The sequence below is a fragment of the Pseudomonas sp. W17 genome (assembly GCF_040268305.1).
GTDB lineage: Bacteria > Pseudomonadota > Gammaproteobacteria > Pseudomonadales > Pseudomonadaceae > Aquipseudomonas > Aquipseudomonas protegens.
Genome location: NZ_CP158490.1, coordinates 6755234 through 6772931 on the forward strand (window position 1 = coordinate 6755234; position 17698 = coordinate 6772931).

Sequence of the window (17698 nt, forward strand, 5' to 3'; positions counted from 1 at the left end):
TTAGGCAAACACCTGAAGGCTGCGCGGCGGCAAGGCGACCCAGATGTCCTGGGCGCCCAGACGCGGCATGGCTTCCGGGGCCAGCTCGGCCAGCAGCGCATGCCCCGGCAGCTCGTTGAGTTCGAAGCTCATGCGGCAGCGATTGCCGAGGAAAGTGATCTCGCGGACCTTGGCCGGGAACAGGTTTTCCTCGTGCACCAGCGGATTCACGCTGATGGCTTCCGGACGGCAGAACAGCCGGCCCGAGGCGGTCTTGGCCGAGCCGTCGGCCAGGCGCACATTCATGCCGCCAACCTGGGCATGGCTGTCGCTGTTGCGACTGAAGGGTAGCCAGTTGCCCTGGCCGACGAATTCGGCGACGAACGGCGTGGCCGGACGGTCGTAGATTTCCTGGGGCGTGGCGTACTGCTCGACCTTGCCGTTGTTCATCACGGCAATGCGGTCGGCCATCAGCATGGCTTCGTCCTGGTTGTGGGTAACCATCAGGGTGGTGATCCCCAGGCGCCGCTGCAGCTGGCGCAGCTCGGTGCACAGGTGCTCGCGGACCCGGGCGTCCAGGGCCGACATCGGCTCGTCCAGCAGCAGCAACGACGGCGCCGGTGCCAAGGCACGGGCCAGGGCCACGCGCTGCTGCTGGCCGCCGGACAGCTGGCCGGGGTACTTCTTCTCGCTGCCGGTCAGCCCCACCAGTTCCAGCATCTGCGCCACGCGCTTGCGCGCTTCTTCGCGGCCACTGCCGGACAGGCCGTAGGCGATGTTGGCTTCTACCGTGAGGTTGGGGAACAGCGCGTAGGACTGGAACAGGATCCCGTAGTCCCGGGCCTGGGGCGCGAGCAGCGACACGTCCCGATCCCCGAGGTACAACTCGCCCTGGTCCTGGCGCTCCAGGCCGGCGATGCAGCGCAGCAAGGTGGTCTTGCCGCAGCCGGACGGCCCCAACAGGCACACCAGCTCCCCGGCGGCGACGTCCAGGGACACGTTATCCAGCGCGTTGAAGGCACCGAAGCGCTTGTGGATACCGCGCACCTTCATCGGCGCACCGGGGTTGCTCAGGGCAGTTGCAGCACAGTTGTTCATGGACGCACCTCATCTAGCAGATGAGGCAAATCCTAGAGTTGCAATGCGTCGGTCATATGGCAGTAAGGCAAAAACGACCGATAGTGGTATTCAGGGATTTGGGTTCACTTGTGAATCATGTGCTCACGAAGGCATCGGCATGGCCGATGCAGATCTTTCAGGCGGGAGCCATTTCCTGGGCCAGGCCGAGAAAGGCGGCGGGCAGGCGCGCGTTCTTGCGCTCCTTGAGGCAATACAGGTACTCGGCGATCTGCGGCGCGTTTTCGATGGTCAGTACCCGCAGCTGCGGGTCGTGGGGCACTTCCTGGCGGGCAATGATGCTGATGCCGATATTGCGCAGCACCGCCTCGCGGATCGATTCACGGCTGCCGATCTCCAGCAGCGGACCAAAACTGACGTTGGCGTTCTTCAGCAGACCTTCGGTGAGGCTGCGGGTGGTGGAGCCGGGTTCGCGCATCAGCAGCGTATGCCCGGCCAGGGCGTTGAGGGGCACGTGATCCAGCGCTGCCAGGGGGTGGTTGCGGTGTACCGCCAGCACCAGCGGGTCGCTGCCCAGCACCCGACGGACCAACCGCGAATCCTCCAGCAGTTGCGAGGAAGCGGCCACATCCACCCGATAGTCTTCCAGCGCCTCCAGGACCTGCTGGGAGTTGCCGATTTCCACCGAGACCTCCACCTGGGGCAGACGCTGGCGAAAAGTCTTCACCAGATCGAGGATGTAGTACGGCGCGGTGGCGGCGATGCGCAATGTGCCCTGCACCTGCCCGCAGTTGCGCAGGAAGAATTCGATGTCCGACTCTTTCTGCAGCAGCTCCTTGACCATCGGCAGCAAGCGCGCGCCCTCATCGCTCAGGCTCAGGCGGCGACCGCCTCGGTAGAACAGCTCCACCGCGTACTGGCTCTCCAGGTTGCGGACCTGGGTAGTCACCGTGGGCTGGCTGAGGCCGAGCTTCTTCGCCGCCTGGGTAATGCTGCCCAGGCGGGCGACCATGTAAAAAGCCTTCAGCTCGGCACTCAGCACAGGGTTCTCTCGTTGCTTATTTGCGCAGCAGGCGCAGACCGTTGAACACCACCAACAGGCTCACGCCCATGTCGGCGAACACTGCCATCCACATGGTGGCCAGCCCGGCAAAGGTTACCCCAAGAAAGATCGCCTTGATGACCAGGGCCAGGACGATATTTTGCTTGAGCACCACCGAGGTCTGGCGCGACAGGCGGATAAACGCCGGGATCTTGCGCAGATCATCGTCCATCAGGGCCACATCCGCGGTCTCGATGGCAGTGTCGGTGCCCGCCGCAGCCATGGCGAAACCGATTTCGGCGCGGGCCAGGGCCGGTGCGTCGTTGATCCCGTCGCCCACCATGCCCACCCGGTGGCCCTGGGCGTACAGGTCTTCGATGGCCTGCAGCTTGTCGGTGGGCAGCAGGTCGCCCCGGGCCTGGTCGATACCCACCTGGGCCGCGATGGCCTGGGCGGTATGCGGGTTGTCGCCGGTGAGCATCAGGGTCTTGATCCCCAGCTCATGCAATTGCTGGATGGCTTCGCGGCTGGATTCCTTCACCGTATCGGCCACGGCGAACAGCGCCAGCGGGCCATTGCGGTCCAGCAGCAGGACCACGGTCTTGCCCTGCTTCTCCAGGGCGAAGAGTTTTTCTTCCAAAGCCGGGGAGCACAGGCCCAGCTCTTCCACCAGACGATGGTTGCCCAGGTGGTACAGCTCGCCGTTGATCTCGCCGCGTACGCCTCGGCCGGTCAGGGCCTCGAAGTTATCCACAGGGTGCATGGCCAACTGCTTATCCACAGCCGCCTGGGCAATGGCCAGGGACACCGGGTGGTCGGAACGCCCCGCCAGGCTTGCGGCCAGGGCCGGGGCGGTGTCCTGGGCCAGCGGGTCCAGGGACAGGAAGTCGGTCTGTACCGGCTTGCCGTGGGTGATGGTGCCGGTCTTGTCCAGGGCCAGGTAGTCGAGCTTGTAGCCGCCCTCCAGGTAGACCCCGCCCTTGACCAGGATGCCCTTGCGCGCGGCAGCCGCCAGGCCGCTGACAATGCTTACCGGGGTGGAGATCACCAGGGCGCAGGGGCAAGCCACTACCAGCAGCACCAGGGCGCGGTAGATCCAGTCGAACCAGACGCCGCCCATGAATAGCGGCGGAATCAGCGCCACCGCCAGGGCGAAGGCGAATACCGCCGGGGTGTAGATTTTCGAGAAGCTGTCAACGAAGCGCTGGGTCGGAGCCCGGGCGCCCTGGGCCTGTTCCACAGCGTGGATGATCCGCGCCAGGGTCGAATTGTTGGCGGCGGCAGTCACTCGGTATTCCAGGGAGCCGGCCTGGTTGATGGTGCCGGCGAAAACCTTGTCGCCTACAGTCTTTTCCACCGGCAGGCTTTCACCGGTGATCGGCGCCTGGTCGATGGTGGAGTTGCCGGACACGACCTCGCCGTCGAGGCCGATGCGCTCGCCGGGACGCACCCGCACCAGTGCGCCCAGTTCGACGCTTTTCGCTTCCTGTTCGCTCCAGTTGCCGTCTGCCTGCTGCACCGTAACCCGTTCCGGGGTCATCTGCATCAGGCCGCTGATGGCGTTGCGCGCCCGATCCAGGGAACGGGCCTCGATCAATTCCGCCACAGTGAACAGGAACATCACCATCGCCGCTTCCGGCCATTGGCCGATCAGCACGGCGCCGGTCACGGCGATGCTCATCAGGGCATTGATGTTGAGGTTGCGGTTCTTCAGGGCGATCCAGCCCTTCTTGTAGGTGGTCAGGCCACCACTGAGGATCGACACCAGGGCCACCAGGGCAATCACCCAGTCGGGCGCGGCATTGGTGAAATGGATGACCTCGGCAGCCAGCGCGCCGATACCGGACAGGGCCAGCGGCCACCAGGGCTTCTTCACGGGCGCTGCGGCAGGCGCGGCTTGGTCACCCTCCTGTTCCAGGGGTTCGGCGTGCATGCCCAGTGACTTGACCGCCTCGATGATAGGCGCGGTGCTCGGCAGGTCGTGGGTCACCCCCAGCACGCGGTTCATCAGGTTGAACTCCAGCGCCTGGACCCCGGCCAGCTTGCCCAGCTTGTTCTGGATCAGGGTCTGTTCGGTGGGGCAGTCCATGGCTTCGATGCGAAAGCTGCTCAAGCGCGCGCCGGCGGTCGGGGTCTCGCTCAGGGTGACCCTGGACGGCGCCAGGTCGGCGGAACCGCAGCAGGATGCGCCGTGGGCGGCATGATCGTGTGCCTTGACCGGCTGCAACTTGCCCGCGGGCGCATGGGAATGGCTGTGGCCATGGCTGTGATCGTGATCGTGATCGTGATCGTGATCGTGATCAGCCTGGGGCTGCTGATCCGCGGTTTTGCGCGGGCTGTGGAGAGAATCGCTCATTAGGGTCCCTTCCGAATTAAGGTGCTTGTTGCCAAGTGAACACCCTGTAGCCACTATAGGGTCAAGCACCCATTCGGAGACGACGGCAATGAAGATTGGCGAACTGGCGAAACTCACCGACTGTCAGGTCGAGACCATCCGTTACTACGAGCGCGAAGGGCTGCTGCCGGAACCGGCCCGCAGTGAAGGCAACTATCGCCTCTACACCCAGGCCCACACCGAGCGCCTGACCTTTATCCGCAATTGCCGCAGCCTGGACATGACCCTCGAGGAGATCCGCAGCCTGCTCAACCTGCGCGACAGCCCCCAGGACCAGTGCGCCAGCGTCAACGCCCTGATCGACGAACATATCCATCACGTCAAGGCACGCATCGACGGCTTGCTGGCCCTGCAGGAACAACTGCTGGACCTGCGCCAGCGCTGCAGCGAGGGCCCGGACCTTGAGCACTGCGGAATTCTCCAGCGCCTGGAAGTCAGCGGCTCGGTGGCCCCCAATGAGAGCGAGCCCTCCCATGTCGGGCGCAGCCACGGGCACTGAACCCCTGGCGCGGTTTCAGGCGCCGCGCCGAACGCTGGCCGTCAGCCGCAGATAAGCCCCTTCGAGGATTGCCAGCAGCCGCTGGTCCAGTTGCTGCCAGGCCAGCCCCTGGCGCACCAGCCAGGCGCTGAGCCCTCCCACCAGGCAGCCACCCAGAATGTCGAAAGGGAAATGCACGCCCAGGTAGACCCGTGCCCAACTCACCAGGAGCGCCAGGCCCAACATCACCAACCCGGTCTTACGCAGGCTGGCCAGGATCAGCGCGAAAGCCATGGCGAACATGCCACTGGCGTGGTCGCTGGGGAAAGACGCCCCGGGCGCGTGGGCGAGGAAGTTCTGACCCAGGCCGATCATGAACGGCCGCGGATGGAACCACAGCTCACGGACCAGCAGGTTGCAGACCAGGGCCAGGACAATGCTCAGGCCGGTGAGCAACACGATCATGCGCTGGCGGCGCTCGCCGAAAACCCAGAACACCACCAGCAGCAGCGGCACGCTGAGTACCACCCATTGCGCGAGGAAAACCGCCAGTGCACGTATTGGCATGGACGCCCCGGCACTGGCGTTGATGGCCAGGAACAGGCTGTGATTGAGTTCTTCCATTCGGGGCTCACGTTGAATGCCACAAGGACCACACCCCGCACCTGGCAGGACCGCTACTCAGAGCGTAGCTGGCCGCCGGGCACAGCCATGCCCGGAACGGCTCCGGGCACAGGTCGATAATGGCAACAGGATCAATCGACAAGGGCCGCGCGGCCCTTGCTGCAGTAGCTGGATGCTCAGACCGCCATCGGCGCCGTCATGGGCGCGTGGTGCTCATAGCCTTCCAGGGAGAAGTCGCTCGGTTCGATCAGCTCCAGCCACTCCGGCTGGTAGACGCCGGTCTTGGCGAACTCCGGCACACGCTCGGAAATCACCAGCTTGGGCATCGGGAACGGCTCGCGCTTGAGCTGTTCGTTGAGCATGTCCAGATGGTTTTCATAGACGTGGGCATCACCGATGAAATAGGTGAACCAGCGCGGCGTGTAGCCGGTCAGGCGACCGATCAGGCTCAGCAGCGCAGCACCCTCGGTGAGGTTGAACGGCGTGCCCAGGCCCAGGTCGTTGGAGCGGATGTAGAGGGTCAGGGAGATTTCCCGGGTCTCGACATTGGGGTGGAACTGGTACAGCAGGTGGCACGGCGGCAAGGCCATTTCATCCAGCTGGGCGCAGTTCCAGCCGTGGAACAGGATCCGCCGGCTGCCCGGGTCGTTGATGATGGTGTCGACGCACTGGCGCACCTGGTCGATGGCCTTGTACAGCACCACGTAGCCCTGGCCGTCTTCCTCGCCCGCGGCGATCTGCCGGTAGCCCTGGCTCAGCGCCAGGTCGATGGCCGCCTGGTTGCTGGTCTTGATCTGTTTGTAGGCCGGCCACTTGCGCCACTGCACGCCGTAGATCTCGCCCAGGTCGTCGTCGCCCTGACGGAACGGGTTGGCCAGCCACTGGGCGTTTTCGTTGGCGTTCTGGTCCCAAACCTTGCAGCCCAGCGCACGAAACTCGGCGGCGTTGTTCACCCCGCGCAGGAAGCCGACCATCTCGCCGATGGCCGACTTGAAGGCCATCTTGCGGGTGGTGATGGCCGGGAAACCTTCCTTGAGGTCGTAGCGCAGCATGGCCCCGGGGAAGCTGATGGTGTTCACACCGGTGCGGTTGGCCTGCTTGGTGCCGTTGTTGATGACGTGGGCCACCAGATCAAGATATTGCTTCATGAATTACCTGCATCCTTGAACCCGGGGCACGCCCCGGGGTTCGAATTTATTGCGCCGCGCTCTTGGCCGAAGCGCGATGATAAGCCAGCCAGATCAACCCCAGGCCACCGAGAATCATCGGCACGCACAGGACCTGACCCATGGTCAGCCAGTTCCAGGCCAGGTAGCCCAACTGGGCGTCCGGCACCCGGACGAACTCGACGATGAAACGGAAGATCCCGTAGAACAGGGCGAACATACCGGAAACCGCCATGGTCGGCCGTGGTTTGCGCGAGAACAGCCAGAGGATCAGGAACAGCGCCACGCCTTCCAGGGCGAACTGATACAGCTGCGAGGGATGGCGCGGCAATTGCGCCGGATCGCTGAACGGCGGGAACACCATGGCCCAGGGCAGATCGGTGGGCTTGCCCCACAATTCAGCGTTGATGAAGTTGCCGATGCGCCCGGCACCCAGGCCGATCGGCACCATCGGCGCGACGAAATCCATCAGCTCGAAGAAGGTCTTGTTGTTGCGCTTGCCGAACCACCAGGCCGCCAGCATCACCCCGATGAAACCACCGTGGAACGACATGCCGCCCTTCCACACTTCGAAGATCAGGGTCGGGTTGGCCAGGTAGGCACTCAGGTCATAGAACAGCACATAACCCAGGCGACCACCGACTATCACCCCCATGGACATCCAAAACACCATGTCCGAGAGCTTCTCCTTGCTCCAGGTCGGATCGAAACGGTTCAGGCGACGCGACGCCAGCAACCAGGCACCGCCAATGCCGATCAGGTACATCAGGCCGTACCAGTGGATTTTCAGCGGGCCGATGGCCAGGGCCACCGGATCAATCTGCGGGTAAGGCAGCATTGCGACTCCTCGTAAGGGTTAGAACTTCAGATTCCCGGGGCAAACTGCCAGCCCAGGATTAAGCCAGGATTGCGTCACCACTCAGAACAGGAAGCTGAGCCCCACGCAGAACAGTAGCGCGGCGAACATGCGTTTCAACAGGCGTGGCGACAGTTTGTGGGCCAGGCGCGCGCCGATGCGGGCGAACACCATGCTGGTCAGGGCAATGCCCAACAGGGCCGGCAAATAAACGAAACCGAGACTATGGGCCGGGAGCTGCGGATCATGCCAGCCCAGAATAATGAAACTTGAGGCACTGGCCAGGGCAATGGGCAAACCGCAGGCCGATGAGGTAGCCACCGCCTGCTGCATGGGCACGCTGCGCCAGGTGAGAAAAGGCACGGTGAGGGAGCCCCCGCCAATGCCGAAGATCGCCGAGGCCCAGCCAATCACACCGCCGGCGGCCGTCAGGCCCAGCTTGCCGGGCACCTGACGGCTGGCCTTGGGCTTGAGCTCCAGGGTCATCTGCAGGGCCACCACGAGGGCAAACACACCGATGATTTTCTGCAGGTGCGGGCCGGAGATCGCCTCGGCGGTCAGTGCGCCGAAACCGGCGCCCAGAAGGATACCCACGGTCATCCAGGCGAAGATAGGCCAGCGCACAGCGCCACGCCGATGGTGCTCGCGCACCGCATTGACCGAGGTAAAGATGATGCTGGCCAGGGAGGTGCCGACCGCCAGATGAGTCAGCACCGAGACATCGAAGCCTTGCAGGGTGAAGCTGAACACCAGCACCGGGACTATGATGATCCCGCCGCCCACGCCGAACAGCCCGGCCAGCACGCCCGCACAGGCGCCCAGCAGCAGATAGAGCAGAAATTCCATGGGAGCATCCGAAAAATAGATCGGCATGGTAACGGAAGCGCCGCCCCGGACTCCACTGAATGGCGATGGATACCCGCCGGATCTGTGCGTAAAGTGGGCAAAACACACAGGGGGCCACCTTAATGTGCTTGATCGTTTTCGCCTGGCGGCCGGGTCATGCTCAGCCACTGATCGTCGCGGCCAACCGTGATGAATTCTACGCGCGGCCGAGCCTGCCCCTGGGGCAGTGGCCGGAACTGCCGCAGATCCACGCCGGTCGCGACCTGGAAGCCGGCGGCACCTGGCTCGGGGTCGGCGCCGAGGGCCGCTTTGCCGCCCTGACCAATATCCGCAACCCGCACCAGCCTCCGGCGCGGCGCTCGCGGGGTGAACTGGTGGCGCGCTTTCTCGCCGGCGACGTGCCCCTGGATGATTATTTGCGCGATGTAGTCGGGCGCTCGGTGGAGTACGCCGGGTTCAACCTGCTGTTGGGCAATGCCGAGCAACTGTGGCACTACAACGCTCGGGACCCGCAGCCGCAACAGCTGGAGCCTGGGGTCTACGGCCTTTCCAATGCCGGGCTGGATACGCCCTGGCCCAAGCTGCTCAAGGCCAGGGCGGCATTGCAGGAGGTGTTGCATGATCCACAGCCCCAGGCACTGCTGGCGCTATTGAGCGACCCGCAGACAGCACCCTTCGCCGACCTGCCGGACACCGGCGTGGGCTTGGCCACCGAAAGCCTGCTGTCCAGCGTGTTCATCGCCAGCCCCAGCTACGGCACACGAGCCAGCACGGCCCTGATCGTCCACGCCGATGGCTCGCGGCATCTGCTGGAGCGCAGCTTTGGCCCCTATGGCGGGCATCTGGGAGAGGTCGAACTGAAGGTCTGAAGCGTTCCCCGGCACGCCGACTCCCACGAACGCTTCTGTAGGAGCCGGCTTGCCGGCGAAGAAAACAACCCGGTTACAGGGTCTTGCTCGAAGCCGGATTGATCATCCGCGCCAGCCCGAGTTTCTTCAGCGCCAGTTGCAGCGAACTGTGGATAACTTGCGGGTTGTCGATGGTCATCATTTCCGCCAGCAGTTCCTTGGCCTTGGTCATGCTGACCTGACGCAGCATCCACTTCACCTTCGGCAGGTTGGTGGCGTTCATCGACAAGCTGTCGAAGCCCATCGCCATCAACAGCACCGCCGCCGCCGGATCACCGGCCATCTCGCCGCAGATGCTCACTGGCTTGCCTTCGGCATGGGCATCACGCACCACGTTCTGCAGCGCTTGCAGCACTGCCGGGTGCAGGTAGTCGTAGAGATCGGCCACCCGTGGGTTGTTGCGGTCCACCGCCAGCAGGTACTGGGTCAGGTCGTTGGAGCCCACCGAGAGGAAGTCCACCTGGCGCGCCAGTTCCTTGGTCTGGTACACCGCGGCAGGGATTTCGATCATCACCCCCACTGGCGGCATCGGTACGTCAGTGCCTTCATCGCGCACTTCGCCCCAGGCCCTGTGTATCAAGTGCAAGGCTTCTTCCAGCTCGTGGATGCCGGAAATCATCGGCAGCAGGATGCGCAAATTGTTCAGGCCTTCGCTGGCCTTGAGCATCGCCCGGGCCTGTACCAGGAAGATCTCCGGGTGGTCGAGGGTCACGCGGATCCCGCGCCAGCCAAGGAAGGGGTTGTCTTCCTTGATCGGGAAGTACGACAGCGACTTGTCGCCGCCGATGTCCAGGCTGCGCATGGTCACCGGTTGCGGGTGGAAGGCCGCCAGTTGTTCGCGATAGATCGCCAGCTGTTCCTTCTCGCTGGGGAAACGCTGGTTGATCATGAACGGCACTTCGGTGCGATACAGGCCCACGCCTTCGGCCCCGCGCTTCTGCGCCCGGGCTACATCGGCCAGCAGGCCGGTGTTGACCCACAGCGGCATGCGATGGCCATCGGGGGTAATGCAAGGCAGGTCGCGCAGGGCATCCAGGCCCTGGGCCAGTTGCCGTTCTTCTTCCACCACATCGGCGAACTGCTTGCGCAGCACGTCGCTGGGGTTGGTGTAGACCTCGCCGTGGTAGCCGTCGACGATCATCTGGATGCCGTCGACCTTGGAGTACGGCAGGTCCACCAGGCCCATCACCGTCGGGATGCCCATGGCCCGGGCCAGGATCGCCACGTGGGAGTTGCCCGAACCCAGCACCGAGACCAGGCCCACCAGCTTGCCTTCCGGCACTTCGCCGAGCATGGCCGGGGTCAGTTCTTCACTGACCAGGATGGTGTTGTCGGGATAGACCAGGGTCTGCTGGCGCTCTTCCTGCAGGTAGGCCAGGAGCCGGCGGCCTAGGTCCTTGACGTCCGAGGCCCGCTCGCGCAGGTAGGCATCGTCCATCAGTTCAAAACGGTTGACGTGATCGGTGACCACCTGGCGCAACGCGCCCTGGGCCCATTGCCCGGTCTTGATCACGGCCTTCACTTCACTGCCCAGGGAGGCGTCGTCAAGCATCATCAGGTAGACGTCGAACAGCGCGCGCTCTTCAGGGCGCAATTGGGTGGCGAGCTTTTCCGACAGCGCGCGCATATCGGCCCGCACCCCTTCCAGGGCGCTCTTGAACAGGGCCAGTTCGGCATCGATGTCGGTGACGTGCTTGTCCGGCACCACATCCAGGTCGGCTGGCGGCAGCATCACCACCGCGCTGCCCACCGCCGCGCCGGGCGAGCCCGGTACGCCGACGAACTTGGCTTCCTGAATGCCCTTGCCCTGGCGACCCAGGCCACGGATCGAACCGGTGGCCTCGGCATGGGCGATAACCCCGGCCAGTTGGGCGCTCATGGTCACCAGAAAGGCTTCTTCGCCTTCGTCGAACTGGCGGCGCTCCTTTTGCTGGATAACCAGCACGCCCACCACCCGGCGGTGGTGAATGATCGGCGCACCGAGGAACGAGGCGTAACGCTCCTCACCGGTTTCGGCGAAGTAGCGATAGCGCGGGTGGTCGGCGGCGTTTTCCAGGTTGAGGGGTTCTTCGCGAGTGCCCACCAGGCCTACCAGGCCTTCGTTGGGCGCCATGCTGACCTTGCCGATGGAGCGCTTGTTCAAGCCCTCGGTGGCCATCAGGACGAAACGGTTGGTTTCCGGGTCCAGCAGATAGACCGAGCAGACCTGGCTGCCCATGGCCTCTTTGACGCGCAATACAATAATCCCCAACGCCGCCTTGAGATCCTTGGCGGAGTTAACTTCCTGGACGATCTTGCGCAGCGTATTGAGCATGGCTCGGGGTCGAACTCCGTCGTCAGTCGCGCACTAGCAGGCGCGGGGCAAGCTCTTTGAGAGCGCGGCGATACACTTCGCGCTTGAATGTCACCACCTGGCCCAACGGATACCAATAACTGACCCAGCGCCAGCCATCGAACTCCGGTTTACCGGTCAAATCCATCCGCACCCGCTGCTCGTTGGAGATCAGGCGCAGGAGAAACCATTTCTGCTTCTGGCCGATGCACAGCGGTTGGCTGTGGGTCCGGACCAGACGCTGCGGCAAACGATAGCGCAACCAGCCCCGGGTGCAGGCGAGAATTTGCACATCTTCGCGCTCCAGCCCCACTTCTTCGTTCAGCTCGCGATACAAGGCGTCTTCCGGCGTCTCATCGGGGTTGATTCCCCCTTGAGGAAACTGCCAGGCATCTTGATTGATACGGCGAGCCCATAGCACCTGTCCGGCATCATTGGTCAGAATGATCCCGACATTGGGGCGGAAACCATCGGGGTCGATCACGGCTACAACCTCGCAAACGCATGTCGCCGCATTGTTCCACAAAGCTTGGGAATGCAGCAACGAGGCTGCTTACCTTATGTGCACTCTTGTGAAAAGACCGTATTCTGGGCACCTTTTTCCGCGACTTTTCAGCGAGTAACTGCAATGCGCCTGGCTTTATTCGACTTGGACAACACGCTTTTGGGCGGCGACAGCGACCACGCCTGGGGCGACTATCTGTGCGAGCGGGGCTTCCTCGACGCCGTCGCCTACAAGACCCGCAACGACGAGTTCTATCAGGATTATCTGGCCGGCAAGCTCGACAATGCCGCCTACCTGAACTTCTGCCTGGAAATCCTCGGCCGCACCGACATGGCCGTGCTTGAAGAGTGGCACCGCGACTTCATGCGCGACTGCATCGAGCCGATCCTCCTGCCCAAGGCCCAGGCCCTGCTGGACAAGCATCGCGCTGCCGGCGACAAGCTGGTGATCATCACCGCGACCAACCGTTTCGTGACCGCGCCGATCGCCGAACGCCTGGGCGTGGAAACCCTGATCGCCACCGAATGCGAAATGCAGGATGGCCGCTACACCGGGCGCAGTACCGATGTACCGTGTTTCCGTGAAGGCAAGGTCACCCGCCTCAACCGCTGGCTGGAAGAGACCGGCCATAGCCTGGAAGACAGCTACTTCTACAGCGATTCGATGAACGACCTGCCCCTGCTGGAGCAAGTGACCACCGCCGTGGCCGTTGACCCGGACCCGAACCTGCGGGCCGAGGCCGAGAAACGTGGCTGGCAGGTCATCAGCCTGCGCGACTAGACAGCTCGCCGGCGGGCCGGCTGTAGGCGCTGGCTTGCCAGCGAAAAAACCTACGCCGGCTTGGCCACCATCAGATAGAAAATCGCCATGAAGGCCAGGAACGCCGGCCAGCCCAGGGCAAACCACCAGCGCATATAAAGGGTTGCCCGCAGCGGCATCGGCGTCCCGTCCTGCAGGGCCTGCTCGGCTATCTTGTGCACTCGGATCTGCAACCAGACCACCGGCAGCCAGCACAGCCCCGCCACCACATACAGCCCCAGGCTCCACATCAGCCACGCCTGCTGCAGCGACCAGCCTGCCAGGTGCACCAGCCCCAGCCCGCTCAACGGCTGGAACACCGCCGTGGTGGCGGTAAAGGCCCAGTCGGCGAACACCAGGTGCTTGAAGGTCACGGCAATCACTTCCACCCGGCCACTGCGCCAGGCCCGCAGGGCGTAATAGGCCGACCCCGCGCCGAGGCCGAACAGCACGGTGGAGGACAGGATATGCAGGGTTTTCAACAGCAGGTAAGCGCTCATTGGCGGGGTTCGGTCCACAGCAGCCATAGGGTCGCCACCATCAGCACCAGGTTCTTGGCGACGGCGGCATAAGGGTCAAACCAGAAGTGCGGCAGGATCAGGCTGATGATCAGGGTGTAGCCGAGCATCAGCCCCAACTGCGCCTGCAAGGCCCGCCGGCGCCAGCGCCGCAGCAGCAGGCCGACACCCAGCAGCGCATCACAGAGTGAACCGCCGATCACCGCCAGGGCCGCCCAGACGCCCTGCACGCCAGCCTCGGCCATGATCCGCAGGCCCCAGTCGTAACCCGGGCCAATGCACACCAGCGCGGTACCCAGCCAGATCAGCACCATCACTGCCAGCAACAGGGGGCGCAGGGCCAGTTGGGTGCTTTGCGCCGCCTGCGGCCAGTCCTGCAAGCGGGCCGCCAGCGGCGCCGCGTGATACCCGCAGACCGAGGCCAGCACCTGCGGATCCGCCAGGTTGTCGTGGCGGGCCATGGCCAGGCTCTGCCGGTTCAAGGCTCGCCAGCCCAGGCGATCGCCAGCAGCGGCCACCAGCCGCAGCAAGACCGCTGGCAGCTTGAAATAGCGCGCCGGGGCCCAGCCCTGGGCCGACCGCAGGCGATCGAGCAGTTGCGCCATGGTCATGCGTTCCGGGCCGACCAAGGGCAGAACCATGGATTCCTGCGGCCACTGCCTGAGCAGCGCCAGCACCGCGGCACTCAAGTCCTCTATATGCAAGGGCTGCATCTGCGCCTTGGCGGACAGCAAGGGAATCAGCGGCCAGGGCGACAGCCTCGTCAGCCAGCCACTGCTGGCACCGCCAGCGCCGAGCACCAGCGAGGGCCGCAGCACCACCGCCGGTACCCCCAACTGCAGCAGGTAATCATCCGCCGCCGCCTTGCTGGCAAGGAACGGCACTTGAGGCAGGATCCCGGCCCCCAATGCGGAAATCTGCAGTACCCGCACGCCCCGGGCCGCCGCCAGATCGAACAGCGCGCGGGTACCCAGGTCCTGGGTCAGGCTCAACGCCCGCGCATCAGTGCTCAACAGCCCCGCGGCGTTGATCAGCAGGTCGGTGTCGGCAGGCAGGGCAAAGGGCTGGGGCTCGCGGCCCAGGCAATCGAGATCCAGCTGGCGCCACTCCACCCCGGGCAACCCCTGGGGCTGAGGGCGACGGCTGGTGGCAATCAGTTGATGGCCGGCAGCGTGCAATGCCGCCAGCAGATGACGGCCGACAAACCCTGTGGCCCCCACCAGAACGACCTTCATGGCAATCCTTGAGAGTTAGACTGGCTTGGCGCCCATAAGACCGGCAATGGTCACGAAACATGCGGCGCTGAACACCGCCAGCACCAGGGTGAACGCCAGGCCGCTGGCAACCTTGGCCACCCGCAGGCGGTTGAGGCGCACCATCAGCCACAGCCAGGCCAGAGCCCCCAGGGTGTAGAGCACACTGGAACCCAGGACCCAGGTCTGCCCCAGCGGCCAACCCACCAGATGCACCAGCCACCAACCGCTGAACGGCAATGTCAGCATGCCCAGCGCCAGCAACAACCAGCCGAACAGGCCCGGACGGTGCAGCACCCGGCTATAAACCGTGGCATCCCCCTGGCGGCGCAGGCGCCAGACCCAGATCGCCAGTCCCAGCGCACTGCCCAATAGCAGTACGGTGGCCAGTACATGAAGCGTCTTCAGCGTGGTCAGTGTTTCCATGTTTTCGCTTCCTTAAGGCTCCGATCCTCAGCGTAGTCGTTCAGCCGAGGAACAGCTGGTAGGCCGGGTTGTCGCTTTCATCCCAGTACGGATAGCCGATCTGCTCCAGCGCCGCGGGCACCAGGTGACGTTCATCGGCCGGCACTTGCAGGCCGGCGACTACCCGGCCATCCGCCGCACCATGGTTGCGGTAGTGGAACATCGAGATATTCCAGCGCCCGCCCAGTTTATTGAGGAAGTTGAACAGCGCCCCCGGACGCTCCGGAAATTCGAAACGCAGCACCACTTCGTCGCTGACCTTCTCGGCATGGCCGCCGACCATGTAGCGGATGTGCAGCTTGGCCAGCTCGTTGTCGGTCAGGTCGATCACCGGAAAGCCCTGCTCGGTCAGACTGGCGATCAGGGCGCTGCGCGGATCGTTTTCCGGGTGGGTCTGCACGCCGACGAAGATGTGCGCCTCGCTGCCGGTGTTGTAGCGGTAGTTGAATTCGGTGATCTGGCGCTTGCCCACCGCCTCGCAGAAGGCCTTGAAGCTGCCGGGCTTCTCGGGAATGGTCACGGCGATGATGGCTTCGCGGCCTTCGCCCAGTTCGGCGCGCTCGGCGACGTGGCGCAGGCGGTCGAAGTTGACGTTGGCCCCGGAGTCGATGGCTACCAGGGTCTGCCCGCTGATACCGCGCTGCTCGACGTACTTCTTGATCCCGGCAACGCCCAGGGCGCCGGCAGGTTCGGTGATCGAGCGGGTATCGTCGTAGATATCCTTGATTGCCGCACAGATCTCGTCGGTACTGACGGTAATCACTTCATCCACATAATCCTTGCAGATGTCGAAGGTGTGCTGGCCAATCTGCGCCACCGCCACGCCGTCGGCGAAGATCCCCACGGTCGGCAGCACCACGCGCTCACCGGCAGCCATGGCCGCCTGCAGGCAGTTGGAGTCGTCCGGCTCGACGCCGATGACCTTGATCTCCGGGCGCAGGTACTTCACATAGGCCGCAATGCCGGCGATCAGGCCGCCGCCGCCGACCGGAACGAAGATCGCATCCAGCGGGCCGGGGTGTTGGCGCAGAATCTCCATGGCCACCGTGCCCTGCCCGGCAATGGTGTGCGGATCATCGTAGGGATGGATGTAGACGTAGCCCTTCTCGTCCACCAGCTTCAGGGAGTAGGCCAGCGCTTCAGGGAAGGTATCGCCGTGCAGCACCACCTTGCCACCACGGGAGCGCACGCCCTCGACCTTGATCTCGGGGGTGGTCTTGGGCATCACGATAGTAGCCTTGACCCCCAGCACCTTGGCCGCCAGGGCCAGGCCCTGGGCGTGGTTGCCCGCCGACGCAGTGACCACGCCCCGGGCGCGCTCGGCATCGCTGAGCTGGGTCAGCTTGTTGTAGGCACCACGGATCTTGAACGAGAACACCGGCTGCAAGTCTTCACGCTTGAGCCAGATCTGATTGCCCAGCCGCTCGGAGAGCTGGCGGGCAGTCTGCAATGGGGTTTCTACGGCAACGTCATAAACGCGCGAGGTGAGGATCTTCTTGACGTACTGTTCGAGCATCGGAAAGCATCACTGAGCGGGTTGGGCAGGGCCAGGGAGTCTAACCCAGCGTTTGCCCGGGCGACCACACGAATACAGAGGTTTTAGCCGCCCCCCTCGCCTTCTCTGAAGCCCGGCCGATTAGCCAAACGGGCAATGACCTGATCTGCTGCGGCGCCTATAATGCCGGCCTTTGTGCCCCCCTTGCCCGCTTCGGAGCCCGCATGACCCAGGATCAACTCAAACAGGCCGTTGCCCAGGCCGCCGTCGACCTTATCCTCCCGAAACTCGATGACAAGAGCATCGTCGGGGTCGGCACCGGCTCCACCGCCAACTGCTTCATCGACGCCCTGGCCCTGCACAAGGGAGCCTTCGACGGCGCCGTGGCCAGCTCCGAAGCCACCGCCGCGCGCCTCAAGGGCCACGGGATTGCGGTCTACGAGCTCAACACCGTGAGCGACCTGGAGTTCTACATCGACGGCGCCGACGAAAGCGACGAGCACCTGAACCTGATCAAGGGCGGCGGCGCCGCCCTGACTCGGGAAAAGATCGTCGCCGCCGTGGCCAAGACGTTTATCTGCATCGCCGACGCCAGCAAGCTGGTGCCGGTGCTGGGCAACTTCCCGCTGCCCGTGGAAGTGATCCCCATGGCCCGCAGCCACGTGGCCCGTGAACTGGTGAAACTGGGCGGCGATCCGGTGTACCGCGAAGGCGTGATCACCGACAACGGCAACATCATCCTCGATGTGCACAACATGCAGATCACCAATCCGGTGGAACTGGAAAGCCAGATCAATGCCATTGTCGGCGTGGTCACCAATGGCCTGTTCGCTGCACGCCCCGCTGATGTGCTGCTGCTGGGTACCGCCGAAGGGGTGAAGACCCTCAAGGCCTGAGCCTGCCCTACAGATAGGAGCCGGCTGGCGGGCGAAGGCGGTTTTGAAGACCTCTTCGCTGGCAA

The 17698-nt window shown here is 64.1% G+C and carries 17 protein-coding genes; 4 read left to right on the top strand and 13 right to left on the bottom strand.

All coding sequences use genetic code 11. The annotated features are described in order from the left end of the window. From ABCR88_RS31155 to ABCR88_RS31165, 3 genes are all read right to left on the bottom strand, one after another. Positions 1-1077 (bottom strand): putative 2-aminoethylphosphonate ABC transporter ATP-binding protein, encoded by a 1077-nt coding sequence (locus ABCR88_RS31155; protein ID WP_041120287.1) that lies wholly within the window; start codon positions 1075-1077, stop codon positions 1-3. Between the two features lie 157 nt (positions 1078-1234). Further along, on the bottom strand, positions 1235-2098 hold the full coding sequence (locus ABCR88_RS31160) for a LysR family transcriptional regulator (protein ID WP_011064064.1): 864 nt from the start codon (positions 2096-2098) through the stop codon (positions 1235-1237). A gap of 16 nt (positions 2099-2114) precedes the next feature. Beyond that, the gene (locus ABCR88_RS31165; RefSeq protein ID WP_161466795.1) at positions 2115-4454 is read right to left on the bottom strand and encodes a heavy metal translocating P-type ATPase; all 2340 of its coding nucleotides are present in this window, start codon (positions 4452-4454) and stop codon (positions 2115-2117) included. Positions 4455-4542: 88 nt separating this feature from the next. Between ABCR88_RS31165 and cadR the strand changes: the two genes are divergently transcribed. Further along, the gene (cadR, locus tag ABCR88_RS31170) at positions 4543-4992 is read left to right on the top strand and encodes a Cd(II)/Pb(II)-responsive transcriptional regulator (RefSeq protein WP_011064066.1); all 450 of its coding nucleotides are present in this window, start codon (positions 4543-4545) and stop codon (positions 4990-4992) included. A gap of 15 nt (positions 4993-5007) precedes the next feature. On the opposite strand, the gene ABCR88_RS31175 is transcribed toward cadR, so the two are convergent. From ABCR88_RS31175 to ABCR88_RS31190, 4 genes are all read right to left on the bottom strand, one after another. Further along, on the bottom strand, positions 5008-5595 hold the full coding sequence (locus ABCR88_RS31175) for an undecaprenyl-diphosphatase (protein ID WP_041120291.1): 588 nt from the start codon (positions 5593-5595) through the stop codon (positions 5008-5010). A 176-nt stretch (positions 5596-5771) separates the two neighbouring features. Continuing rightward, a complete protein-coding gene (locus ABCR88_RS31180; protein ID WP_015637397.1) occupies positions 5772-6743 on the bottom strand; it encodes a thymidylate synthase in 972 nt (323 codons plus the stop codon). Between the two features lie 46 nt (positions 6744-6789). Beyond that, on the bottom strand, positions 6790-7599 hold the full coding sequence (lgt, locus tag ABCR88_RS31185; protein ID WP_053154406.1) for a prolipoprotein diacylglyceryl transferase: 810 nt from the start codon (positions 7597-7599) through the stop codon (positions 6790-6792). Between the two features lie 81 nt (positions 7600-7680). Continuing rightward, a complete protein-coding gene (locus ABCR88_RS31190; protein ID WP_350403838.1) occupies positions 7681-8463 on the bottom strand; it encodes a sulfite exporter TauE/SafE family protein in 783 nt (260 codons plus the stop codon). Between the two features lie 122 nt (positions 8464-8585). On the opposite strand from ABCR88_RS31190, the gene ABCR88_RS31195 reads away from it, so the two are divergent. Further along, positions 8586-9332: an NRDE family protein gene (locus ABCR88_RS31195; protein WP_015637399.1), complete on the top strand. Its 747-nt coding sequence runs from the start codon at positions 8586-8588 to the stop codon at positions 9330-9332. 73 nt (positions 9333-9405) lie between these two features. On the opposite strand, the gene ptsP is transcribed toward ABCR88_RS31195, so the two are convergent. Both ptsP and ABCR88_RS31205 read right to left on the bottom strand, forming a co-directional pair. Continuing rightward, a complete protein-coding gene (gene ptsP, locus ABCR88_RS31200; RefSeq protein WP_011064072.1) occupies positions 9406-11685 on the bottom strand; it encodes a phosphoenolpyruvate--protein phosphotransferase in 2280 nt (759 codons plus the stop codon). A gap of 22 nt (positions 11686-11707) precedes the next feature. After that, the gene (locus ABCR88_RS31205; RefSeq protein WP_011064073.1) at positions 11708-12187 is read right to left on the bottom strand and encodes an RNA pyrophosphohydrolase; all 480 of its coding nucleotides are present in this window, start codon (positions 12185-12187) and stop codon (positions 11708-11710) included. A gap of 144 nt (positions 12188-12331) precedes the next feature. Between ABCR88_RS31205 and ABCR88_RS31210 the strand changes: the two genes are divergently transcribed. Next, on the top strand, positions 12332-12988 hold the full coding sequence (locus ABCR88_RS31210) for an HAD family hydrolase (protein ID WP_019093432.1): 657 nt from the start codon (positions 12332-12334) through the stop codon (positions 12986-12988). Between the two features lie 50 nt (positions 12989-13038). Here ABCR88_RS31210 and ABCR88_RS31215 read toward each other — a convergent pair whose 3' ends face one another. From ABCR88_RS31215 to ilvA, 4 genes are read right to left on the bottom strand one after another with little or no spacing between them, the layout of a single operon-like run. After that, positions 13039-13506: a DUF2269 domain-containing protein gene (locus ABCR88_RS31215; protein ID WP_350023346.1), complete on the bottom strand. Its 468-nt coding sequence runs from the start codon at positions 13504-13506 to the stop codon at positions 13039-13041. Then, positions 13503-14759 carry an SDR family oxidoreductase gene (locus ABCR88_RS31220; RefSeq protein WP_350403840.1) on the bottom strand — a complete coding sequence of 419 codons (1257 nt, stop codon included), beginning with the start codon at positions 14757-14759 and terminating at the stop codon, positions 13503-13505. Before ABCR88_RS31220 ends, ABCR88_RS31215 begins: the two co-directional genes overlap by 4 nt. A gap of 15 nt (positions 14760-14774) precedes the next feature. Continuing rightward, positions 14775-15203 (bottom strand): DUF2269 family protein, encoded by a 429-nt coding sequence (locus ABCR88_RS31225; protein ID WP_011064077.1) that lies wholly within the window; start codon positions 15201-15203, stop codon positions 14775-14777. 40 nt (positions 15204-15243) lie between these two features. Then, positions 15244-16758: a threonine ammonia-lyase, biosynthetic gene (ilvA, locus tag ABCR88_RS31230; protein WP_011064078.1), complete on the bottom strand. Its 1515-nt coding sequence runs from the start codon at positions 16756-16758 to the stop codon at positions 15244-15246. Positions 16759-16961: 203 nt separating this feature from the next. Here ilvA and rpiA point away from each other — a divergent pair, with 203 nt between their 5' ends. Further along, a complete protein-coding gene (gene rpiA / locus ABCR88_RS31235; RefSeq protein ID WP_015637403.1) occupies positions 16962-17633 on the top strand; it encodes a ribose-5-phosphate isomerase RpiA in 672 nt (223 codons plus the stop codon). Positions 17634-17698: the final 65 nt, after the last annotated feature.